The sequence below is a fragment of the Amycolatopsis sp. MEPSY49 genome, from assembly GCF_051337345.1.
Classification (GTDB): Bacteria; Actinomycetota; Actinomycetes; order Mycobacteriales; family Pseudonocardiaceae; genus Amycolatopsis.
Genome location: NZ_JBDLYJ010000011.1, coordinates 156,490 through 179,342, shown reverse-complemented (window position 1 = coordinate 179,342; position 22,853 = coordinate 156,490). Strand labels below are relative to the sequence as shown.

Annotated in this window: 21 protein-coding genes; 16 read left to right on the top strand and 5 right to left on the bottom strand. The window is 66.9% G+C overall.

The features are described 5' to 3' along the window. Positions 1-10: 10 nt before the first annotated feature. The gene (locus ABFJ78_RS37680) at positions 11-472 is read right to left on the bottom strand and encodes a glycine-rich domain-containing protein (protein WP_436392209.1); all 462 of its coding nucleotides are present in this window, start codon (positions 470-472) and stop codon (positions 11-13) included. 358 nt (positions 473-830) lie between these two features. Between ABFJ78_RS37680 and ABFJ78_RS37675 the strand changes: the two genes are divergently transcribed. The 3 genes from ABFJ78_RS37675 to ABFJ78_RS37665 are packed head-to-tail and all read left to right on the top strand — an operon-like array spanning position 831 to position 2,548. Then, on the top strand, positions 831-1,085 hold the full coding sequence (locus tag ABFJ78_RS37675; protein WP_436392208.1) for a hypothetical protein: 255 nt from the start codon (positions 831-833) through the stop codon (positions 1,083-1,085). A gap of 59 nt (positions 1,086-1,144) precedes the next feature. Next, a complete protein-coding gene (locus tag ABFJ78_RS37670; protein WP_436392207.1) occupies positions 1,145-2,056 on the top strand; it encodes a hypothetical protein in 912 nt (303 codons plus the stop codon). 15 nt (positions 2,057-2,071) lie between these two features. Then, positions 2,072-2,548, top strand: coding sequence for a hypothetical protein (locus ABFJ78_RS37665; protein WP_436392206.1), 477 nt, complete (start codon positions 2,072-2,074; stop codon positions 2,546-2,548). 7 nt (positions 2,549-2,555) lie between these two features. Here the strand turns inward: ABFJ78_RS37665 and ABFJ78_RS37660 are convergent, their stop codons facing one another. Together ABFJ78_RS37660 and ABFJ78_RS37655 are read right to left on the bottom strand one after the other, a co-directional pair. Continuing rightward, on the bottom strand, positions 2,556-2,816 hold the full coding sequence (locus tag ABFJ78_RS37660) for a hypothetical protein (RefSeq protein WP_436392331.1): 261 nt from the start codon (positions 2,814-2,816) through the stop codon (positions 2,556-2,558). Next, positions 2,816-3,934: a Scr1 family TA system antitoxin-like transcriptional regulator gene (locus ABFJ78_RS37655; RefSeq protein WP_436392205.1), complete on the bottom strand. Its 1,119-nt coding sequence runs from the start codon at positions 3,932-3,934 to the stop codon at positions 2,816-2,818. The genes ABFJ78_RS37660 and ABFJ78_RS37655 overlap by 1 nt, the downstream gene beginning before the upstream one ends. A gap of 87 nt (positions 3,935-4,021) precedes the next feature. Here ABFJ78_RS37655 and ABFJ78_RS37650 point away from each other — a divergent pair, with 87 nt between their 5' ends. From ABFJ78_RS37650 to ABFJ78_RS37625, 6 genes are all read left to right on the top strand, one after another. Further along, positions 4,022-5,044, top strand: a complete 1,023-nt coding sequence (locus ABFJ78_RS37650; protein ID WP_436392204.1) for a helix-turn-helix transcriptional regulator — start codon at positions 4,022-4,024, stop codon at positions 5,042-5,044. Positions 5,045-5,378: 334 nt separating this feature from the next. Beyond that, complete coding sequence (locus ABFJ78_RS37645; RefSeq protein WP_436392203.1) at positions 5,379-8,954, top strand: hypothetical protein; 3,576 nt, start codon at positions 5,379-5,381, stop codon at positions 8,952-8,954. A 483-nt stretch (positions 8,955-9,437) separates the two neighbouring features. Beyond that, entirely contained in the window at positions 9,438-10,082 is a 645-nt protein-coding gene (locus tag ABFJ78_RS37640; RefSeq protein WP_436392202.1) for a Shedu immune nuclease family protein, read from the top strand. 285 nt (positions 10,083-10,367) lie between these two features. Then, the gene (locus tag ABFJ78_RS37635) at positions 10,368-11,414 is read left to right on the top strand and encodes an IS481 family transposase (protein WP_436392201.1); all 1,047 of its coding nucleotides are present in this window, start codon (positions 10,368-10,370) and stop codon (positions 11,412-11,414) included. A 273-nt stretch (positions 11,415-11,687) separates the two neighbouring features. After that, a complete protein-coding gene (locus tag ABFJ78_RS37630; protein ID WP_436392330.1) occupies positions 11,688-12,341 on the top strand; it encodes a YdcF family protein in 654 nt (217 codons plus the stop codon). Positions 12,342-12,500: 159 nt separating this feature from the next. Next, positions 12,501-15,122: an MFS transporter gene (locus ABFJ78_RS37625; RefSeq protein WP_436392200.1), complete on the top strand. Its 2,622-nt coding sequence runs from the start codon at positions 12,501-12,503 to the stop codon at positions 15,120-15,122. Here ABFJ78_RS37625 and ABFJ78_RS37620 read toward each other — a convergent pair. Continuing rightward, complete coding sequence (locus ABFJ78_RS37620) at positions 15,119-15,505, bottom strand: winged helix-turn-helix transcriptional regulator (RefSeq protein WP_158641374.1); 387 nt, start codon at positions 15,503-15,505, stop codon at positions 15,119-15,121. The two genes, ABFJ78_RS37625 and ABFJ78_RS37620, sit on opposite strands and share 4 nt — an antisense overlap. 312 nt (positions 15,506-15,817) lie before the next feature. Beyond that, positions 15,818-16,510, bottom strand: a complete 693-nt coding sequence (locus ABFJ78_RS37615) for a prepilin peptidase (protein ID WP_436392199.1) — start codon at positions 16,508-16,510, stop codon at positions 15,818-15,820. A gap of 142 nt (positions 16,511-16,652) precedes the next feature. Between ABFJ78_RS37615 and ABFJ78_RS37610 the strand changes: the two genes are divergently transcribed. The 7 genes from ABFJ78_RS37610 (at position 16,653) to ABFJ78_RS37580 (ending at position 22,842) form a co-directional block, all read left to right on the top strand. Continuing rightward, positions 16,653-17,012, top strand: coding sequence for a hypothetical protein (locus ABFJ78_RS37610; RefSeq protein ID WP_395937537.1), 360 nt, complete (start codon positions 16,653-16,655; stop codon positions 17,010-17,012). Beyond that, the gene (locus tag ABFJ78_RS37605) at positions 17,006-17,995 is read left to right on the top strand and encodes a hypothetical protein (protein WP_436392198.1); all 990 of its coding nucleotides are present in this window, start codon (positions 17,006-17,008) and stop codon (positions 17,993-17,995) included. Before ABFJ78_RS37610 ends, ABFJ78_RS37605 begins: the two co-directional genes overlap by 7 nt. Before the next feature lie 96 nt (positions 17,996-18,091). Then, complete coding sequence (locus ABFJ78_RS37600) at positions 18,092-18,790, top strand: SAF domain-containing protein (RefSeq protein ID WP_436392197.1); 699 nt, start codon at positions 18,092-18,094, stop codon at positions 18,788-18,790. Continuing rightward, positions 18,790-19,632 carry a chromosome partitioning protein gene (locus ABFJ78_RS37595; RefSeq protein ID WP_436392196.1) on the top strand — a complete coding sequence of 281 codons (843 nt, stop codon included), beginning with the start codon at positions 18,790-18,792 and terminating at the stop codon, positions 19,630-19,632. Before ABFJ78_RS37600 ends, ABFJ78_RS37595 begins: the two co-directional genes overlap by 1 nt. Continuing rightward, positions 19,629-21,044 (top strand): CpaF family protein, encoded by a 1,416-nt coding sequence (locus tag ABFJ78_RS37590; protein ID WP_436392195.1) that lies wholly within the window; start codon positions 19,629-19,631, stop codon positions 21,042-21,044. Before ABFJ78_RS37595 ends, ABFJ78_RS37590 begins: the two co-directional genes overlap by 4 nt. Beyond that, positions 21,041-21,952: a type II secretion system F family protein gene (locus ABFJ78_RS37585; RefSeq protein ID WP_436392194.1), complete on the top strand. Its 912-nt coding sequence runs from the start codon at positions 21,041-21,043 to the stop codon at positions 21,950-21,952. The genes ABFJ78_RS37590 and ABFJ78_RS37585 overlap by 4 nt, the downstream gene beginning before the upstream one ends. Continuing rightward, a complete protein-coding gene (locus ABFJ78_RS37580) occupies positions 21,949-22,842 on the top strand; it encodes a type II secretion system F family protein (protein ID WP_436392193.1) in 894 nt (297 codons plus the stop codon). Before ABFJ78_RS37585 ends, ABFJ78_RS37580 begins: the two co-directional genes overlap by 4 nt. Positions 22,843-22,853: the final 11 nt, after the last annotated feature.

The window sequence follows — 22,853 nt, the reverse complement described above, 5'->3', positions numbered from 1 at the left end:
GTCCGTCCTCCTAGGCCGCGACCGGCGGCGGGTCCTCGTGGCAGCCATTGTGACAGCCCGTGCAGCTGCCGAGCGCGGTACGTGGCCACAGCGCGTCGTCGAGGCAGAAGCCGAGCCGCCGCATTGCCGTGGTCGTCCGGGTGAGGACGGCTGCCGGTGACTCCCCGCTGTTCTGGCCGTCGGTGGGCACGTGGTGGAGGAACCGGCCGGCGACGCGGTCACAGAAGGCGGCGTACTCGTGGGTGTCGAGGATGAAGGTGTGCCAGCCGATGTCGACGAGCTCGCTCGGGGCGAGCGGGGCATCGATGTTGGAGCCGCACGCGGCGAGGAACGCCAACGCCTGGTCCAGGATGCGTTCGGCGAGGTCGCGCTCGAAACGTTCCACCGCGACGATGCGACTGGTCAGGCGCTGGAAGAGGTCTGCGGAGACAAGGGACCGCCCGGTCCGGTGCGTGCTGATGGTGATCGACATCGAGTTCTCCTGGGGTTCGGAGCGCTGGACGAACTCAGCTTCGGCGGCTCTGACGTCGGGAGGGAGACCAAGCTGTGGGGTGTCGCGGGGAGGCGCGGGGCAGATCGGGGCAGATCGGCTTCACGCGGTGACTCAACGCGCAGGCATGGCTACACTCGGCGTGACCGGGGAGGGGTACGTGCCAGAGCCGAATCGCCTCTTGAGGGCAGCGCGGGAACGACTGCCCTCGCCGAGCATGCCCGGTGAACACGCATCCCGAGCCGATGTCGCCGACGGGGTGACGCGCTGGCTGTGGGAAACGACTCAGACCAGGTACCCCTTCGACGCCCACTACGTGGCAAAGCTCGAGCGTGGCGTTGTGCGGTGGCCGAGCGCGGCTTATCGAGCCGCTCTCCGGCACGTCTTGGGCGCGTCGGACGACACCGCCCTGGGTTTCGCCGCCACCACGAGTTCCAGTAGCCCGGTCGTGCCGTCGTCGTTCACCGCTTGGCAGTCCGACGTCGTCGTCGACCGGGCGGTCACAGCGACCGAACAGGACCTCATGCCGACTCTCGCCGGAGTCTGCTCGCGACGGCTGCTGTCCTGGCCGGTTCGGCGCTGGCCGCCGAGCTGACTCCGTTCCTCTGGCCGTCCGTTGCGGCTGCGCCGCGGCGGACGTCGACCGCGTTCACCGTGGCCGAGCTGACCTCGGCAGAAGAGTTTGTCCAGTTCGTTCGTCGCTGGCGTTCGGCCAGCGGCTCCGTCGCACGCTCGACAGCCGTGGCGCAGCTCGACTCCCACCTTCGCCGTCTGAAGGAGGCTCCATCTGGTACCGCGGAGACGCGTCGCGCATTCCGTATCGGTGCCGAGCTCGCCGACATCGTCGCGACGATGGCCTGGGACGAAGCTGCGCACGGCGCGGCGCAGCGCTACTTCAAGCTGGCGGCTCAGCTGGCCCACGTCGCTAGCGATGACGCGCTTGCCTCCGTCGCTCTCGCCTCGCTGGCCCGCCACTGCTTCGACCTCGACCGGCCGGCCGACGGCCTGGAGGTCGTGCAACTGGCGCAGTACGCCACGCGCCGGACGGCCAGCCCGCGGCTGCGCGCTGTCCTGGCCACCCGCGAGGCATGGGCACACGCCCAGCTCGGTGACGCACCCGCGTTCCGACGGACGGTCCGGCTCGCCGAGGACTACTTCAGCGAGGGGCTTCGGGACGGCGACGCAGCAACCCCCTCCGTCAGGAGCTTGGACGAAGCCGAGCTGATGGGCGTCACCGGAGCCCGTTATCGCGACCTGTCGCGACATGACGTCCGGCATGCGGCCGAAGCCCAGGACTACATCGGCCGCGCGATCGCCCTGCGCGATCCCGATCGGGTCCGCAACCGCGTCTTCGACCTCGTCGGGCTCGCCCGCAGCCACCTGATCACCCGCGAGCCGGAACGCGCCGCCGAGTTGATCGGCATGGCCCTGCCTGATGCTGTGCCGTGGACGTCCGGGCGAGTCGGGGTCAAGCTTCGGGACTTCCATCGGGAAGCAGGGGCGTTCGCTACGGTTCCTGCCGTGCGCGACGTCCGCGAGGTCGTCGCAGCGAAGCTCGCCGTCTAGGAAGAGGACAACTCCGTGGTGCGCATCGGAATCACCGGCCACTCCAACCTGACCGCGGCCACCGCCGAGCTCGTGGCCGGCGAGCTCCGCGAGATCCTGAAGGAACAGCGCGACGATCTCGTGGGTGTCACCTGCCTGGCCCGCGGCGCCGACCAGGTCTTCGCCCGAGTCGTTCTGGAGCTGGGCGGGACGCTCGAAGTCGTGCTGCCGGCGGCGGACTACCGCGACCGCAAAGTCAAGCCGGACAACGCGGCCGAGTTCGACAGCCTCATCGCGAACGCGAGCGTCCACACGATGCCGTTCGCCGAGTCGAACCGTGACGCCTACATGGCCGCCAGCGAGCACGTTCTGTCCATCGTGGACAAGGTGGTGGCAGTGTGGGACGGCGGTCCGTCCGGCGGCCACGGCGGAACCGCGGATGTCGTTGATGCCGCGAGGGAGCGGGGGCTGGGCGTCACGGTCGTCTGGCCAGAGCATGCTGCCCGACTCTGAAAGTCCTTCAACAGCGGCCGATCCGATCGCGCCGTGACGGGATTCCCTTCCGTTGCCGGAGGACGTCGTCACAGGGCTCGCACTGCTGGTGGACGCGGTTGTTTCGACCCTCACCAGAAAGCTTGAACTCCGCCTCGCCGGATTCGCCGCAGAGCATGGTGACAGCTTCTCCCGGCTGGGGAACCGCAGTGAGGTCCATTCGATGCCACTTGCCGTTGAGGACCGGCTGGATCGTCTGCGGGTCGACGTAGATGACGGCGGCGACCATCACGACGCCCGAGTTTGGAGGGAATCGAGCCAGGTCTCGATCGTGACCGGCTTGGCGAAGGCGCGCCCCAGCAGTGCCCTCGCGGTGTCGTGGTACTTGTTCAGCACGTCCCTGTCCGTGCCGTACGTCGTGCAGTGGCTGTGCTTGAGCGCGACGGCGATCGGCCTGGGGCCGTCCTCGAAGAGCGTGAAGGCTGCCGCGGAATCGGGACCGGAGTGGACGATGTGGATTGTGACGTCGAGGCGGCGTCCTGCTTCGCGGAGCTGCCTGATCTGCTCGGCGCCGTCGGGTTCGTCGATGGCCATGCGCAGGGCCTCGTCGCCGATCAAGAAGACGTACCGGCGTCCGCCTTGCTCCATCGTCTGCCGACGACACTGGCGCTGAAACAGCTCCTGGTCGTGGCGTTCGGACTGCTCCGCGGTCTCGTCCCGAGCTGCAGTGGGCGGCGGTGGTGGCAGCAGGAGGTCCGGGATGCAGAATGGCGCCCACTCCACGATACGGCTCGAAAGCTGCTCGTACGTCCACAAGAGATCGATCAGTGGCGACGCGGTGTGGTCGACGAAGTTCGGGACGTCGAGCTGCTTGGCGATCTTCATGACCTGCTCGAATTCGGCGCGGCTGACTCGGAGGCACCCGAGGATCTGGGCGACCAGCGTGGGTTCGGGGACGTTTGTCCCCAGTTCCACGTTCGACAGCTTCTGCGCGCTGATTCCCAGCAGGCGAGCCAACTCGCGGAGCCCCATCTTCTGGCGCTCGCGCGCATCGCGCAGTCCGACGCTCACGGCGAGTACGGCAGGTTTGCGAGTTGCGTTCATCGTTCGGTCCTTGCTTTTACGTTGGTCAGCTGAAGAAGCTTCAGGAAGGTGACGAAGCCCGTGAAGTACGCGGCTGAGCAACACGTACAGAGCCAGGTCTTCCTCGTTCGGCCATTCGGGACCGCGCGCTGGCTCGTCGTCTGATTTCGGTTTCGAGGTCATGGTTTTCAGTTGCCGCCGGTCTTGGGTGGCACCCTGGTGACCGGGGCTCACATCGGAGGGGGAAGCGAGGTGGTCGACCAGCCACCGGGGTGCCGAAATCGACCTTCGCGGGTCGCCCAGCTGAATCACCAGGGCGTACATCCGGGGCGAATCTGTAGGAGATCTTGCGTACATCCATCTGACCTGCGGTAATCTGACGACCTCAGGCGGTGATCTAGGGAGTGAATCATGGGAACGCGGCGCCACGGGCTCATCCGGGCTCGTAAGGCAGCTGGCTACACCCAGGAGACGCTGGCCATCGAACTGGGCCTCGACACAACTACCGTCGGGCAGTGGGAACGCGGCAAATCGGAGCCGCTGCCGTACAAGCGGCCGAAACTCGCAAAGGCGCTCGGCGTCACGTCGCGTGGCCTCGAAGAGCTGCTAGCCGAAGGCGCCGCCGTGGTGTCCCGTCCGAGCGCTGACTACGAAACCTGGGCCGACGACCTGGACCGAGTCGCCGTCTGCCTCGGCCGCCAGGAGTTCGACCTGGCGAAGCTCCTGCTGGATCGCTGGACCGGCCGGCTGGTCCCCAGCGGCGATGACCGCGGGCTCTACCTCTACGGCCGGTCGCTACGGCTTCTCGGTGATTTGCGTCAGGACCAAGGCGTCCTCACCGGACCGATGTCCGCCCGGCAGAGCTACGGGCGCGCTATGGCGGTCTTCCGCGAGCTCGGTGCCGACCGGCGGGTCGCGCAGCTCGAACTCCAGCTGGCTGTCCTCGACGAGATGGGCGGCAACCACGAGCCTGCCGCCGAGCAGTACCGGCAGCTGGCCACGGACACTCGCCTCGACGCCCGCGACCGCACCCGCGCTCAGCTCTGGGTCGGGACCGCGCTCAGCAAGGCGGGCCGGAACGCGGACGCCATCACCTTCATCAAGCCCGCCATCCGGCAGTTCGAGGCTCTCGAAGAGCCACAGGACTGGTCGGTGGCGTTCCAGAAGCTGGCCTTGGCGCACCGTGGTGATGGCGACCTAAGCCAGGCCGGCGTCGCCTTCCAGGTGGCGCTCGACCACCGGCCCGGCGACGCACCCATGCAGCGCGTTCGCCTCGACACCGCGCACGGCCACCTCCTGCTGTCCGACCCCGCCACGGCCGATAGCGGGCTCAAGCTGCTGGAGGGCGCCGCCGCGACCTCGACGCAGTACGGGATGATGCATCAGCTACAGGCCATCTCGGGCATTCGCCGCGCGTACGAACGCCAGGCGTAAGCCCGTACGCGAGCCGTGACGAGGTGTCAAAACTGCTGCTGGTGGCGAGACAAGAATCGTCGGGATGAACTCGCGTTGAGATTCAGCGGTCTGATGGTCGCCCCGCTGTCCTAAGCACGGCTTTGACCGCACGCGTCGAGTTGCGGTTCGTCGGTCAAGGGAGATGCGTCGGAGGGCGAAACTTAACGGACTGCATCGAGGTGAAGACGACTTTCACCTTCGGGACGCGAGCTTCCCCAGCCGCAGCTGGTTGCCAGCCGTAGCATGTCTGCGGTGCAACGGTTAGCTGTCTTCTCCGAAGTGCAGCGATCAGCAGTTCGAGGGAGGACAGAACGTGGCGAAGCGGAAAAAGACCGTTGCGAAAGAGCCTGAGTGGTTACGTGAGCGCCGCGAACAGGAACGTTCGATGTTGGCTGCGCTGTCGAGCTACGGCGATCCGCTGCCAGCGATTCACGCGATCGTGTCATCCCCGATGGGGATGCATCGCTACCTGTCGTTGGCGCCTGCCGTGCGGCTCGCCGTACGCGCAGCAGTACAGGATCGTCCACCAACGGCACCGTCAGGCGGTATGAACGAATTGCTGGCCCTATCGGCCGTCCGCGCGGATCAACTTGTCGGTCTAGATTGTGCCATCTCGATCGATCCGCGACTACCTGCTGTAGCCGTGTTCAACCAGCGTCCTTACCGGCTCTACCCTGGGACACTAGAAAGACCCGTAGCAGCGTTGCGCACTGCGGAACTGCTCTCGAAGGCTGTCGACCCCTTCCTGCGGGAGACGTATGGGTTCGGAATCAGCGACTATGTGGAGGTGTGCCTTCGGCACACCGAGGCCGTGGTCGATGTTCTCGCCCAATCTTGGCCTGAAGGCGAGCTGCCCAACATCGAGGCCCCGCCGGCAGTCAGCACAGCTGAGGTCGAGGCCGCGAAGAGCGCGGTGGAGTGGACGCCGCTTGGATCCTGGGCGACCGACGAACATCGAAACGCGCTGAGGTGGGCGACAGTCTCCATAGGCCAGCTGCGTGTCGACGTAACCCAGGGCCTGACGGGCACTACCTTTGGAGTTGCGCTCGCTGTGGCCGGGCGTCGCGGTGTTCGGTTCGCGCTGCCGCTGCCGTATATCGCGGAGGCTTGGGAGTACGCGAGCCATACCCTCGCGCGCGAAGCCGCCGCTCTGTCGGACGAGTGCGGTAAGAACTGGTTGCGGATCGCTCGTGCCGAAGTCGCCCGCCTGCTTACCTCACTACGCGGAGCGCCGCCTTCCGGTTTGGTTATGGGGCCAGAGGGCCCTGCGGCCTTAATGCGCTTTGGCGCACGTCATATTCTCCTCTTCGCCGTGGCAGCGCCTCTTGGGGGTGGTGAAGTCGGGGCAGCTGAGAAGGCGCTAACGGCAATCACTCCGGGTACGGTCCTGCAGTCTGGTGACCGTTCCTTCTCGCTCTCCGCCGACGCAGAGATTGTTAGGGTGGTGGTAGTTGCGCAGGTGGGTCCCATATTCCTCGGAGTGACCGAGGACGTTGCCATGGTGACGCTCGAAGACCTGCAATGGATGGTGGCTACTTGCGACCGGGCGGATGAGCTGTTCGCGTTCTTCTTTGAAGACGTGGTCACCAAACAGGATGTTCATTTGATCGGCTGGGAGCCAGCGAACACCTGGCAGTTCTGGAAAGCGAACGAACAAGCCCTGCATCGAGCGGGGCTGCCTCCGACCACGATTCTCGTTGAGCCGCACCAGGTGGGCGGCCAAGAATGGGCCGAAGCTGCTGAGCGAGGTGTCCTTGAACGGACGCTGGCGGAGCTCGGACTACCCGCATCCAGGGAGCTGCCCGCGCTGGAGCTGAGCGATGGCCCGGTACGACTCTTGGCGCCGGACAACTCGGTGTACGTCCTGGCAATGCTCGAGGGACAGCGACGAGTCGGCGCATTCATAGCCGAGAGACTGTTAGGCAACATGCCGGTTGAGCTTCGGGAGTTCGCGCATAAGATGGTTGGCACCGTCTGTTTCGTCGCACTCGACAGTCCTGATGCAGCGGCCGCGGCGATCCGCGAAGGAGGCTACGACCGCCTGATCGTCACCTTCGACTTCAACGAGGACAGCGACGAGTCGCTCCGAGCCACCGCATCGGCCAACGAGGTTCGCTTAATATGGAATCAGAGATTGCTCGAGCAAGAAGTGGAGCGTCCGGGGTTCATCCAGGAGCGACTCGGCAGCTTGCTGAGCGAAGCACTATCCGTCCTTCCGACCGCGGGCGAAGTCGTGCACGCGTTCTCTGTAGCGTGGCAACAAGCACCCCGCATGCTCGTAGTATCGGCGTACGACGCGCCATCGCAGCACGCGTTGAACCTCCCCAGCCCCAAGTCGACTCCGTTGTGGGCGCTTTCCCAATCTAGGCTTCGGCTGGCTCGACATCTCCGGGTAACAGGTCACCAGCCCGGGCGGTTCGACCGGACGGCATCCCGGGCAATCGAGCTCGAAGTAGTCGTCCCGTGGCTTCACGCCGAGGTGAGCGAGCAGTTCAGCCGCTTCGACCACCTTGCTGTGCTCCGCAGGGCCGCTCGTGAGATCGAAGCGGTGACGGCAGCGAGGCAGAAGGAGCAGCGACAACGAAGCAACCGCAGTCAAATGCCGACTGCCCGCGCACGTGATGAGCAAGCAGGGCTGTCCGACGACCATGACTCCAAGCTCGCGGGGCAGGTCGCTGTGCTCGCCACGCTCCTCGAACTCGCACTCGCCGCCGATGGCGGCGGAACAACGACGCCGGACGACATCGAGTGGTACCAACTGCTGGCCCTGGCGCGTCTCTTCGTCGATTCGACTGTTCGCTGTGACGCGTTGCTGCATGAGATGAGCAGTGAGGTGACCACGATTTCCGATCGGTACGAGGTCACCACCGAGGCGAACGATGACACCGCCATCGATGTCGGCGGCTTCGCGGATGCGCGGCTACGCCACGCACGCGGTGAACGCCTGCCGGTCGAGCAGCAGCCGGCTGGACCTACCCCCGAGGAGATCCTGGCTATTGTCGATCCTGCCATGCTGGCCGATCTCGCCTGCACAGCCACGACGCTCATGAGCACTTGCGTAGTCATCGGTGGCTGGCCCGTGAGCGATGAGGAGCCAGTCGTCGAAGTCTCGCTTGACGAGTTGTACGAGGCTGTAGCCCGCGAACTCGAGATCGATTTGAGCCAGGCTCAGGCCGCAGTCGATGCTCTCACTCTCAGCCAAGAAGGGCTCCGGGCCGAGCGCGTTCAGCCGTGGAAGATGCGCGCCCGTGACCATCGCCTGGCCGCGCGGCCGGTCGTTCGGCTCGACGAGCATACTTGCCTACTGCTCCCCTGGAACACAGGTAACACGGGTCTGATTCTCGCCGGTCATCTTTCCGAAGGCCTTCTTCCATGGCCTGGCAGCCGAATCGACCAGAGTCCAAATTTGCGGAAGGCAATTCACCAAGTGCGTCTGGCATATACAAGAGTGCTGGAAGATCAGGTGGACGCGGAACTGAGAAGACTCGGCTTCATCGTGCGCAGCAGGATCAAGCCGGAGGACGCGCGCACGATTGGACTTCCCAGTCTTCCTGGCGAAGTCGATCACATCGCGGCACGGGCTGGCGGAGATACTTTGTGGGTGATCGACGACAAGGATCTCGCTCCTGCCTTCACTGCGTCGGAATTCGCGCGCAACGTCAACCAGTTCTACGATCCCCGGAAAGGTGAGGTTCCCAAACTTCTTGCCAAGGTTGCCGTCGTCGAAGCTAACCTCGGCAAAGTGGCGACAGCGTTGAAGATCCCGGCGCCGCACGCAGTTGTCGGGCTATTCGTGACCCGCAGTCCGGTGCCTGCAGCCTTCGTGCTGAACCCGCAAATCGCGTTCACGACGCTAAGGGGGCTGGGGCGGACGGTTGAGGGGAGCTGAGAGCGTGAACTGCGGCAGGCGCTGCTCGGGGTAAGCCGGCTTACGAGGCCATGTCACGTTGACCAGGTTGGCTGATAGTCGCGGTGAATCCCTCTGCTGACTTCTGGGCTGTCGAAAAGAATTTAACCGTCGGCAATCACAAATGCCGATTCTTTGCAAGACGTAAGCGAAAGGTATGCGATGCCGAGGAGTATGTCGTTGAATGATTTGAAGGTTCTTTATGGACTTTCGGCCGGAAGGTGTATGTATCCTGGATGCGATGTGGCAATAACTGAGCAGCTGCCTATGATTTTACAAGTGGCGTCGATTGTAGCCTCGAACTCATCGGGGCCTAGATATAGTCCTGAGCTGTCTAATGATGACCGATCCCGAGGGTCGAATTGTCTCCTTTTGTGTCCATCTCATCACCTGCTTATCGATACCTTTCCGGATGAATATTCTGTTGAGCGGCTACGGGAAATTAAGGCCGGACACTTCCGTCGCGTGAAAGCGAAGCTTGATGAAGCGGGTAGTGTCAACCCGCTGGGAGATCTTCTGCTGGAGGCGTCAGGTGTTCTCGGATCGGCATATCAGACTTGGATTGATAACGCGAGTAACAGTTCTGAAGAATTCTGGCAAAAGGTTTTCGACTCTACTCCGGCTTGCCTTATGCCAGTGCTGTCGGCAAAGCCTTATATTCTTCAGGGAAAAGCGTACGTAGGGGGTAAAAGTTTCACAAATAAGGGCGGTAATGTCCTGGATTTTATTGCCTTCTATAGGTCTAATGTAGCCTGTGTGGAGATTAAGACTCCTACTGCTGAGTTGATGGGCTCTCAGTATCGGGAGAACTCATACTTGCCTGGAAAAGAGTTAGTCGGCGGGGTTGCTCAGGTGTTGGAAAGTAGGCGATCGCTACTTAGTGAGTTCAATGGGCTAAGCCGTAGTTCGTCGACCGGCGACCAGCGCGTGGCGTACGATCCGACATGCTACTTGGTTATCGGCAACAGTCAGGACCTTGATCGAAAAAAGGTAGGCTCTTTCGAGCTTTATAGGAGAAATCTCAGAGATGTAGCTGTCTTTACCTATGACGAGGTCTTTGATGGCATCAAAATCTTGCTTGATGCATCGGGGAAATCACAATTTCCGTGATTGTTTTTCTGGCCTCGGCGCTGAAGCCAGCGACCTCATCCGTACTGTGCTGCCCTGGATTGGCCCGCTGTCGTCGTCCTTGGGGTAATAGCCCCGCTGAAGTAGGCGCAGTGCCCTGTGCTTTGCGTGACGCACGAGGCTGCCGCGAGAGAGCTGGGGTGGAAGAGGTGGCTACCAGTGAGTCGCGCCGATCCGGCCCGCGAGAGCACGTCTAGCTGTTGCGGGTCATGACGTTGGTGACGTGGGCGAGGGCCTGAGACGAGGGACGGGTCTTTCGGCGGCAGGATGAGAAGTGCGACCAACTCGTCCGCCGAGCAGAAAGACCCGTCCGTGGACCACCGTAATGCCCCCTTGTCTGTCGAGGGCCGCCGCCGGCTCGTCGCGCGTTGCCAGACCCGCCCGATCGCCCACGTCGCCGCTGAGATGGGCATCTCCCGCCAATGCGCCTCCAAGTGGGTCAACCGCTGGCGCCGCCACGGCGAGATCGGCCTGCTCGACCAGCCCAGCGTCCCGCACCGCCAGCCCACCGCCACCCCCGCCGAGGTGGTAGTCCGGATCGAGCAGCTGCGCCGGACCCGGAAGTACTCCGCCCGCCGGATCGCGACCGAGCTGGCCGCTGAAGGTGTCACCATCTCCGTCCGCACCGTCGGCCGGCACCTGCTGCAGCTCGGGCTGAACCGCCGCCGGTTCCTCGACCCGACCGGCCAGAACAACCGGCAACCGAGGCGGATCATCGCCCGCTGGCCTGGGCACATGGTCCACCTCGACGTGAAGAAGACCGGTCAGATCCCCGACGGCGGCGGCTGGCGCGTCCACGGCAAAGGCAGCGACCAAGACCGGCGGGTCGCCCGCACCAAAACCCGAGGTCAGCGGGCCCGCTACACCTACCTGCACTCCGCCGTTGACGGCTTCTCGCGCCTGGCCTACACCGAAGCCCTGCCTGACGAGAAAGCCCGGACCGCGATCGGGTTCGTGCACCGAGCGCGGGCGTTCTTCGCCCGCCACGGCATCACCCACATCCACCGCCTGGTCACCGACAACGGCTCCTGCTACCGCGCGAACGACTTCGCCACCGTCCTCCGCGGCGCCCGCCACCAGCGAATCACGCCCTACACCCCACGCCACAACGGCAAAGTCGAGCGCTACAACCGGATCTTGGCCGAAGAGTTCCTCTACGCCCATGTCTGGCTCAGCGAAGCCCACCGCACCGCAGCCCTGGCCGTCTGGAACATCCACTACAACTACCATCGACCACACACTGCCGCCGGAAACCAGCCACCGGTCACCCGGCTCCACACCGGCATCACCAACGTCATGGCCTCATACATCTAGCTCGTGATCGACAGCGTCGGTGCTGACGTGCTACTGGAATAGCACCGCGATGGCAGTCGTGTCGAGCGCGCCCGTCGGCGTGGGCTGGGCCGGATCGAGTTCGCATGGACGGGAGATGTCTACGACGACTGCTGACGCTAAGCTATCAGTGGATCACACCCATAAGACGAGGTACATCGCAAGCATCTTTGACGCCACGACCGCATCTACATCATCGGACGCCAGAAAGGCTCGATTCCTGCTGTGGTCACCTTCGAGGAGTACGAACGCGCCGTGACGCGGCAACTTACCGATGTGGAGTGGTACGACGCCGAGCTCGTGTGGGACTTCCACCAGGTCCACCACGAGATTTCTGCGTGCGACGTCGCCATCGCACTGGGATGCAACGACATCGGCGTCGCCGAGTACGCGGCCGAGCTGTACCACCGCGGCATGTTCCAGACGGTCGTCTTCACCGGTGCGACCAGCCGGGACACCGCCGCCATCTTCCCGCGCGGCGAAGCCGTCCACTTCCGCGAGCGCGCCTTGGAGCTGGGCGTGCCGGACACCGCCATCCTGGTCGAGCCTGAGGCCGCGAACACCGGCGCCAACATCACGCTCTCCCGCGACCTGCTCATCGGGGCCGGGCTGACACCGGACTCCGTGCTCCTCATCTCGATGCCGTACATGGAGCGGCGGGCGTTCGCGACCTGCCGGCGCCTGTGGCCTGAAGTCGCGGTGACGTGCACGTCGGCACCGCTGACGCTGGAGGAGTACGTCAAGACGATCGGCGACGCCGCCGAGGTCGTCGACATGATGATCGGCGATCTGCAGCGGGTGATGATCTACCCCGAACGTGGCTTCGCCATCGAGCAGCCGGTGCCGCCCGCCGTGGCCGCCGCGTTCGATCGCCTGGTCGCGGCGGGATTCAACAGCCGCCTGCTCTGATCGGCGGAAGTCGATCGCGCCAGTAGCGGACTGTCACGGCCGTGCTGCGATTGGGTGATCTGTCGCTACTTGTGTCCACATGGACACGGAGCGGGCATACCGTGGTTCTTCCAGGTAGGGGGCCTGCCGGGCGAGTTTCGACGGCGGTGGGGAGGGCCGATGACCGAAACCGGATCCCGCGGTTTTGCGGCGGCGCTGCGAGGCCGTGAGTTCCGCGCGCTGTGGCTCGCCGAAGCCTTGTCGGTCTTCGGCGATCAGGTCGCGCGGGTGGCGCTCGCGCTGCTCGTCTACGCGCGCACGGACTCCGCGGCGCTGACGGCGCTCACCTACGCCCTGACCTTCGTGCCGGCGATCCTGGGCGGCTTCTTGCTCTCCGGCCTGGCGGATCGCTATCCGCGCCGGACGGTGATCGTCGTGACCGACGTCGTGCGTGCCGTGCTGGCGGCGGCGATAGCCGTGCCGGGGATGCCGCTCTGGATCCTTTGGGCGTTGATCGGCTGCCTGACGATGGCTGCGGCGCCGTTCAAGGCCGCGCAGCTCGCGCTCCTGCCGGACGTGCTTCCGAACGGGCTGTATCAGGCCGGTCTCGGCCTCCGGCAGATCAGCACACAAACGGCCCAGGTGGCCGGCTTCGGGCTCGGCGGCCTGCTCGTGACGAGCTTGAGCACCAGCGGCGCGCTGCTGGTGAACGCCGCGACGTTCCTGGTCAGCGCCGTTGTGGTCGCCGCGGTGGTCCGAACTCGTCCCGTCAGCCGAGCCGAGACCAAGACGACGCCGCGGTCAGCTTCGGCGGCCACCGACCCGCGCATGGTCGCCATCTACATGCTGGCCGCGATGATCGGATTTCTTGTCGTACCTGAAGGCTTGGCGGCGCCATACGCGAACGCGGTGGGCCTGACGTCGATCGGGGTCGGCGTCCTGATGGCGGCCGATCCTGTCGGCAGTGTGCTCGGCGGCTGGCTGGCCAGCCGGCTCCGGCCCGATACCGCGCTGACGGCGAAGCTGGTCGTCGTGCCGGCGGCTGCGTCCGGCTTGCCCCTGATCGCTTGCCTCGCGTTACCAGGCGCTTGGTGGGCCGCAGGCCTCTGGGCGGTCTCGGGTGCGCTGTCCACGATCTACTTGATCCGGCTGCAGGCGGTCGTCGTCGATCTGGTGCCGGACGCGCGTCGCGGCACCACGATGGGACGGTTGAGCACCTGCCTCTACAGCTCGCAGGGCATCGCGATCCTAGGCGCCGGCGTGGTCGCCGAGCGGCTCGATCCTGTCTTCGTCGTTGCCGCATCTGGCGCGGTGGCGTCACTCTCCGCGGTCGCGGCTGGGTTCGTCTGGTGGGCGGCTCGACCTCGGCAGGCGAGAACTGTCGAGGACGAGCCCGCACCGGTGGATTCAGCGCGCTCAGAAGTCCTTGTTACGCATAGTGACCCCCTCCCGGAGCGTCCGGCGGCGGGAGGTGCCGAGGTGCGGCGGCCGGAGCTCGAGGACCTCGGGTCCTCCCCTGGGAACGGAAGCGAGATCAGTATGCCGAACGAGGGGGTCGCTGAGCGCTCTGGTTGGTCACGATGGGCTATCTGGTTGCTACCGCGGCCCGCGGCGGTGTTTCTGCTGGTCATCGACGCCATCGCGGTAGCTGCCGTCATCGTCGACGCGGGGGCCCCGATGGCCTGGCGAGATGTCGTGTCCTGCGGGTTGATCGTCGGGCTCGGCATCCTGGCCGCGGAGATGACCCGCCGGGTCGAGCGGCGTCGACGGCGGTTTTCGGACACCCCGCACGTCAACTTCTCGTCCGTGTGGACCCTGGCCGCCGCGCTGACCCTCCCGACTGCTTTGGCCGCCCTCGTCGCCGTGCTGCTGTACGGGCACTTGTGGCTGCGCAGCTGGCGGGGCGTCGCCGGGATCCACGCGCACCGCGTCATCTTCAGCACGGCGAACGTGATCCTGTCCTGCCAGATCGCGGGGTGGGCAGCCCGGCAGCTGCACGTCGTGCCACCCGGTCAAGAACCCGGTGTCTGGACCGCGGTGGGTTTGGCCTCGGTGATCGCGATCTACTTCGCCGCGAACTCGACGATCGTCGGGGTGGCGATCGCCCTCGCCAGGCGGAGCCTTTCGTTCAAGCGGATGCTCGGCGCGCTCAACGAGAACATCCTCGAGCTGGCGACGTTGTGCATGGGCGCGCTGACGGCCGTCCTGCTGACTCTGCGCCCGTGGCTCGTGGTCGTGTTGTTCCTGCCGCTCTACGCGCTGCATCGCAGCGTCCTGATCCGCCAGTTCGAGCACGCCTCGACCACCGATTCGAAGACCGGACTGCTCAACGCCGCGAGCTGGCACGCCATCGCGGCGAAGGAGATCGACCGCGCTCGCCAGCACGGCTTCAGCGTCGGCGTCCTGATGATCGACATCGACCACTTCCGTGATGTGAACAACGTTCACGGACACCTGACCGGCGACAGGGCGCTCGTCCTCGTCGGCAACGCCATCCGGAGCGAAGTCCGGAGCGATGACCTCTGCGGGCGGTTCGGTGGCGAGGAGTTCGTCGTCCTGCTGCCGGGCAGCTCGCCGGACGCGATTCACGCCATCGCGGACCGCATCCGGGAGCACGTCGAACGCACCGTCATCGAGCCGGATGCCGGACCAGGCTTCCACGTCAGCGTGTCGATCGGCGCAGCTGCGTTCCCCGCGGCGGGCAGTTCGCTGGAAGAGGTCCTGATCTCCGCTGACAACGCGCTGTTCGCGGCCAAGGACGCCGGGCGCAATCAGGTCCGAGTCGTCAAGTCGACCGCCTAGCGATGACCGCGGCTGTCGGCTCGTGTCTGGTCGCGACGCTGCTGCGACCACGTGGCCAAGGGACGCAACGCGCGCAGAAGCGCACGGCCGTCGGGTGACAGCTTGTACCAGACATTGGAGAAGGCGCTGCCTTCCGCGCGTCGTTCGACGAGCCCGTCCTGCTCGAGCCGCCGGAGGGTGTCGGTCAGCGTGCGAGCCGTCAGTGGCTTCGAGTGCGCCGTCCAGCCGGAGCGCTCCTCGGCTTCGTTCACCTCGTTCCGCAGCTTGGTGAACTCCAGTTCGCCGAGAGCGAGGGTCGCGAGGACGGCGACGGTCCAGTCGCCCCGCAGCAGGGCAAGCACCTCGTACACGCTCTGCCGGTACGGCACGTCCCAGTCATCCACGCCTGCAGACCTATCACGAAGGGCCGCCCGGCTTGCCCCAGTCGAGCCCCTGACGTCCCGTCGGCAGGACACCTTCGTCCGAACGAGTGAAGATCCGTCGACTGAGTCCAGACTCACCCGTCGACTTACCTTGCACTCAGCCGAGGTCAGGCCGCTAAACCGGGAGTCACCCGGGCCCCGGCGCCTGGGAACGGAAGAGGAATCGAAGTGGACGGTGGCCGGCCGTGCCTAGCGAGAAGGCCGGCCGGTCACCGCGACCTACGGGGGAGGGAAGCTTTGATGACGTCTTGCTCGCTTGAGCCGATCAATCGGCTACCCGTTCGCGAGAAGCATGGCGGCCAGCGTGCCGGCGATCAGGAACGGTCCCATCGGGATCGCGGTCCGACGCCGACCGAGACGCATGATCGCCGCCGTGATCGCGGCGGCCAGCCAGGGCAGCAGACTGCCGAGAACGAGCGTTTGCCAGCCGGACCACGCAAGCGCCGCGCCGAGAGGAACGGCCAGCTTCACGTCCCCGCCACCGAGCTGGCCGGGCGCCATGAAGTACACGGCGAGGAAGAACGCGGCGGTCACGGCCGCGCCGGCGACGGCGCGAGCCAGCGAACCGGCCTCGCGGTTGAAGACGGCGGTCGTGACGACCGCGGCACCGACCGAACCGGCGAGTCCGAGAACAAGCAGGTTCGGCAGGCGACGGTGTCGCGCGTCGGCGAAGGCGAGTGGCACGCCGAACGCCGCCACGCTCGCGGAAATCGCGAACGGCGCCACGTCGTGAACGCGCCAGGCGAGCGCGCCGACGAGTGCGGCCGCGATCACCAGCTGCGCCGCTACCTGCCGGCGGGGAGAACGGACCACGAGCGCACCACCCATCACGACCGCGACGGCGGCCGTGATGCCGGTCAGGATGAACAGGGGTAGCGGAATGATGTCGACTCCGTCAGGTGCGGTTCGTCCATCATGGACGAAGGTGTCAACCCACGCGATCTTGCTGAGCTTCGCCGCGCTCACGCTCAGCGCGTGCTCCAGCGGTGGTTCTTCAGCACCGTCAGCCTCTACGTCGAACCCGCCGGCGACCAGCTCGACCTTGGTTCCACAGCCGACTCCAGCGCCCCAGCTGGCGACCGATGCCTACGTCGGCATGTGGCGAGCGATGGCAAAGGCCGGTGAGACGGCGGACTGGCAATCACCCGAAGTGGCGAAGTACGCGACCGGTGACGCGCTCGGCGTGATCAACCGCAGCCTCTACACCGACCACCTCAACGGCGTGGTGTCGAAGGGAGCGCCGGTGACGAGCCCGAAGGTCACCGAGGAGAAGCCGCCGAGCAAGCCCACGACGATCATGATCTCCGACTGCGGGGACAGCACGAACTGGCTGAAGTACAAGAAGGACGGTTCCCCTTTCACCGACTCGCCGGGCGGGCATCGCGCGATCACCGCGGAGGTCAAGAAGCAGGCGGACGGCTCGTGGAAGGTCACCAGGTTCGCGGTGGAGGGGGTGGGGACATGCTGAATCGAGCAGCGCCCGCGGCCATGCTGGCGGTGGCCATCGTCGTGATCGGGGCCGCGCCCGCGCTCGCGGACGGCTACGGCTACACCGACTGCAGCCAGTACCCGAATCCCGGCTGCGAACTCGGCGCGGGCAAGGGCGGGCAGCAGGGCGGCGACCACGGCAACCAGCCGAACAAGCCCGGAGGCCCAGGGCACCACAACTCCGGCGGCGGACCTTCGGATCCCGGCGGCGACACGATCATCGGCGGCGGCAACCTGGCCCAGTGCGGCTACGAGCGCAGCGGATACCAGGGACCGCCACCTGGAAGCGCTCAGCCGGCAGCGTTCCATGTCCCACCGGGGACTGGACCGGCCACGGCGGTGCCTGCTGTCTATCGGCGACTGGCGGGCGCGCAGCCACCGTCCGGTGCCTGGTACGTCTACAAGTGCACCGGGGCCGGCTTCCGGGACGCGCTGTACCGGCCACCTGTCTGGATCGCGGACGGTGAACCAGGTCCGGCGCCGCTGCCATCGCCCGCTGAGCTCGCCGCGCAGGCGCGGAACCAGCTGCGTCTGCCCGCGCCGAAGATCAAGGCAAATCCGGCCGGCGACCAGCTGGTCACCCTGCCGACCTGGCTGTGGCTGGACCGGAGCAGCTGGGGCGACGTCTCGGCCACCGCGTCGGTGCCGGGTGTCTCGGTGACAGCGGTCGCCAAACCGACCTCGGTGACCTGGTCGATGGGCGAAGGTGGCTCGGTGACCTGCACCGGCCCCGGTTCGCCGTTCCCTGGAGGCGGTGACCCGAAAAGCGCGTCGCCGGACTGCGGCTACACGTACAAGACGTCCTCGGCCGGCCAGCGCTCGGACGCGTTCCCGGTGACCGCCACGGTGAACTGGACCGTGACGTGGTCGGGCGCCGGCACGGGCGGCACGTTCCCGAACATGACGACCTCCGCCTCGGCGGCGTTCCGTGTGGCGGAGAGCCAGGGAATCGCGACCGGCTGAGGTCCGGCACGCACAACACAACCCTCGTTGAGAAAAGGCACGTCGAACACCCGAATCGACGCGTCGCGATGGCGTCATGCCTTGAGGAGGTCGGTGGTGACCACTACCGCAAGTTCATCCAGCCCGGACGCGAAACCCGCGTCGCTGAACTCGTGGGCGAGCCGTGATGGCAAGACGCCCGCACGCCTGAGTGGCGGGGGTCGGCGCCGCAGCGTGCCCCACCTGCTGCTCGGCGTCCTGCTGGTCGCCGTTTGCTCGGCCGGAGGCGTGTTCGCCGGGATGCAGCTCGGCGACCGCGAAAGCGTCGTCGCGCTGGCCCGTGCCGTTGCCGTGGGCCAGCTTCTCGAGGTTCAGGATCTCAAGCAGGTCAGCATGGCGGTGGACTCCGGAATGGACGTTCTGCCCGCGTCGGCAGCGTCCACTGTGGTCGGCCGGCCGGTGGCATTCAGCCTGCCCGTCGGTTCGTTGGTGACGCGCTCGGTCCTCGGCGTTCCTCAGATTCCTGCGCCTGGCAGGGGTGTCGCGGCGGTGGGGCTGAAGCCGGGACAGTTTCCGCCCGACCTGGCGCCCGGAACTACGGTGGCGGTCCTCGCGACGCCGGGGCAAAGCCCAGCTGTCGGAACGCCGGTCGGCCAGACGTCGTCATGGACCGCGGTGGTGTCCGCCGTCGCTGCCCGGGAGACCGAGCAGGTCACCGTGGTCTCCTTGCAGCTGGCCGAATCGGACGCTCGCGCATTGGCTTCGGCCCCTGCGGGCCAGCTCAGCCTCGTGGCGATTGCCGGGGGAGGACACTGATGCTGATCGCCGTCTGCTCACTCAAAGGCTCGCCCGGTGCGACCACCCTGGCGACCGCACTCGGGGCCTGCTGGCCGGCCCAGCGGAGTCCGATCGTCGTCGAAGCCGACCCGGCCGGCGGCGACCTGATGGCCCGGTTCCGGCTGCCCGACACTCCGGGCCTGGTCAGCTTGGCCGCAGCGGCCCGAGGCCGTGGAGGTGCCGACCCGAACCTGCTCGTCCAGCACTCCCAGCCTCTGCCGGGCGGCTTGCGGGTCGTGCCCGGACCGGTCGGCGCTGAACAAGCTCGTGCAGCGCTCGCGGTGCTGGCCTCCGGAGTCTCGTCGCCGCTGCGTCGCGCGGCCGACCAGCCGGACACCGTGGTCGTCGCCGACTGCGGCCGGGTCGATCCCGGTTCCCCCGCGCTGCCCATCTTCCGCGGCGCCGACGCGATGCTGCTGCTCTCCCGCCCGCACGACGACGAGCTCGCCCACGTCGCGCTCAAGCTTCAGGCCGCCCAGCAGTGGTCACGCCGACCGTGCCTCGTCCTGGTGGGCGACGGCTACCCGACTGCGGAGGTCTCGCAGACGCTGCAGATCCCGGTGATGGGCCGGGTGCCCGCCGACACCAAGGGCGCGGCGATGTTCAGCGGCCAGGGCACGAGCCGGCGAGGGGCGGACAAGTCCGCGCTTGGTCGGGCCGCGGCAGCGATCGCGCTGAACCTCCACTCGCACGGACGCCAGCCGATCCTCACCGAGGGAAGCCGGCCACCGCACCTGCGGCTGGCGGTTGTCAGCGAGTCGATCCCAGGCGTACCCCCGCAGCAGGTCGGCCCGCACATCCGGAACGGTGCGACGCCATGACGCGCCCCGACCTGGCCGTGCCGGTCAACGGCCGCCCGCACGTGCCTGGGCCGACAGACCTTCCGCACCGGCCCGCCGGTGAGACCGCGGCGGTGGAACGGCTGCGGCAGCACCTGCGCGACGAGCTGTCCAGCCAGCTCAGCGACCGCGTCCAGGCCGACGAGTCCGCCGGCCGGCCGCCGATGGACGCACCGGCACGCCGTCGCCTGGCCGAGGCCAGCCTGACCGATGCGGCCGAAGCGCACGCGCAGGCCGAGCTGCGCAACTCCGCGGCCGGCGGGATGCTCGTGGCCCCCGAGGTCGAGCAGCGCGTGATCCGCCAGGTCCTCGACGAGGTCTTCGGCCTGGCCGGCCTGGAACCGCTGCTCGCCGACACCGAAATCGAGAACATCAACATCAACGGCGACCGCGTCTTCGTCAAACGGGCCGACGGCGGTCGCAAGCGTTTGCCTCCGGTGGTCGGTTCCGACACCGAGCTGATCGAGCTCATCCGGGACCTGGCGACCCGTTCCGGTGTGGAGGAGCGAAGGTTCGACCGCGGCAGCCCGATCGTGAACTTCCAGCTGCCCGGCGGCGAGCGCGTCTCGGCGGTCATGGCGGTGACCGCGCGGCCGTCGGTGTCGATCCGCCGGCACCGGTTCACGAAGGTCACCCTCGCCGACCTGCGCAAGAACGGGACGATCGACCTCGCCCTCGAGAGCTTCCTGAAAGCCCTCGTGAAGGCGAAGCGCAACATCCTCGTCACCGGCGGCACGGCGATCGGCAAGACGACCATGCTGCGCGGCCTGGCCTCGGCGATCCCGCCGTGGGAGCGCCTAGTGACGATCGAGGACGTCTTCGAGCTCGGCCTCGGCGAGGACGCCGAGGTCCACCCGGATGTGGTGGCCCTGCAGGCCCGCGAACCGAACATCGAGGGCCAGGGCGAGATCTCGCTGTCGGACCTGGTGTGGCAGTCCCTGCGGATGAGCCCGGACCGGGTCATCGTCGGGGAAGTCCGCGGCCCAGAGGTCATCCCGCTGACCAACGCGATGTCCATGGGCAACGACGGCAGCATGGGCACCCTGCACTCCTCCAGTAGCCAGGGCGCGTTCACCAAGCTCGCCGCATACGCGGTGCAAGGCCCGGAGCGGCTGCCGATGGAGGCCACCAACCTCCTGGTCGCCGGCGCGCTGCACTTCGTGGTGCATCTGGAGAAGCCCCGAGACGCCCCCAGCAAGCGTGTCGTCTCCTCGATCCGCGAAGTCGTCGGTGCCGACGGCGCCCAAATCATCAGCAACGAGGTCTGGCGGCCCGGCCCGGACTTGCGCGCGGTGCCTGGCGCGCCGCTGCGCACCGACACCGTCGACCTGCTCGTCGAAGCGGGCTACGACCCGGACCTGTTCGAGCAGCGCGAAGGCTGGTGGACGGCATGACCATCGTCTTGCTGGGCGTGCTCGGAGGCGGTGTCGCCGTCGGGGCCCTGCTGATCGTCGCCGGTCTGCGCGGTCGACCCGCTCGTACGGTGACGTCGTCGCGGCTGAGCACATGGCTGGCCGCACGGCACGACCGCAAGCACGTCGGCCTGCTCGTCGTGGCCGTGCTCGTCGGCCTGGCGGTCGGCGTGGTCACCGGCTGGGTGGTCGGTGGCATCCTGACCGTGATCGCGGTGGTCGGCCTGCCGCGGATCCTCGGCTCGAACGTCGACCACCAGCGCCACCTCGAACGCATCGAGGCGATCGCCGGGTGGACGGAGATGCTGCGCGACACCCTCGTCGCCGCGGCCGGACTGGAACAGGCCATCCTCGCCACCGCCCCGGCTTGCCCGGAGGCGGTCCGCGAGGAGATCACCGAGCTGGCCGTCCGGCTGGAACGCGGCGACCGCCTCGCACCCTCCCTGCGCCACCTCGCCGACCAGCTCCGTGACCCGACCGCCGATCTAGTGATCTCCGCACTCGTGCTGGCGGCCGAGCACCAAGCCCGGCAGCTGGCCGACCTGCTCGGCGAACTCGCCGCCGAGGCCCGTGAACAGGCGTCGATGCGCATGCGGGTTGAGGCCGGCCGTGCTCGCACCCGGACCAGCGTGCGGGTCGTCGTGATCACCACGTTGGTCTTCGCGGTCGGGCTGGTGCTGCTCAACCGCGGTTACCTCGCTCCCTACGACTCCGCGTTCGGGCAGGTCATGCTGCTGCTCGTCGGCCTGCTGTTCACCGTCGCCTTCACCTGGCTCGGCCGGATCGTGCGCCAGCGTGACCCCGAGAGGTTCCTGACCGAACTGAGCGCGATCCGCCAGCACGACGCCGACGTCGATGACCTGCTCACCGGGAAGGGAGCGTCATCATGATCGAGGCGCTGCTGTGGGGAGCCGGGCTCGGCGTCGGCTTGTGGGCGCTCGTGGTTTTCGTGTTCCCGCCGCGGCCGCCGCTGCGGGCCCTGGTCGACCGGCTGCACGCGGCGCCAGCGCCACCGCCGATCCTCACCGCGGAATCCGACGGTTGGGCGCTGCGGGTGGGCCGCCCGTTCGTCAAGCCGTTGGCTGCTCTCAGGTTGCCCAACAGCAAGCTACGCAACGACCTCGCGGTCACCGGCAAGGGCATCGAGCACCACCTGGCCGAGAAGGCGGCGCTGGCGTTGGCCGGGTTGCTGCTGCCGACCGTGATGCAAGTGCTGCTCGTCGTGGCCGACGTCGGCCTCGCCTGGGAAGTTCCCGCGATCGCCGGTCTCCTCTTCGGACTCGGCGGATTCCTGCTCCCGGACATCCGCGTTCGAAAGGAAGCCGAACGCCGCCGCTCCACCTTCCGGCACGCGTTGTCGGCCTACCTGAACCTCATCCGGGTCCTGCTGGCCGGCGGCGCCGGTGTCGACGGCGCGCTGTCAGATGCGGTCGGAATCGGCAAAGGCTGGGCGTTCCAGCAGCTTCGTCGCGCGCTGGTCACCGCCAAGCTGACCCGCACCACGCCATGGGCCACTCTCGGTCAGCTCGGCGGCGAACTCGACGTGCACCAACTCGCCGAGCTCGCCGCGTCGGTCAGCCTCGCGGGCACCGAAGGCGCCCGGGTCCGCGCGAGCCTCGCGGCCAAGGCCGCAGCACTCCGTACTCGCGAACTCACCGATGTCGAAGGCGATGCCCAGGCAGCGACCGAACGGATGAGCCTGCCCGTGGTGATGCTGTTCATCGGCTTCCTCGTCTTCATCGGATATCCCGCCCTTGCCAGCGTGCTGGCCGGCTTATGAGTCCACTTCAG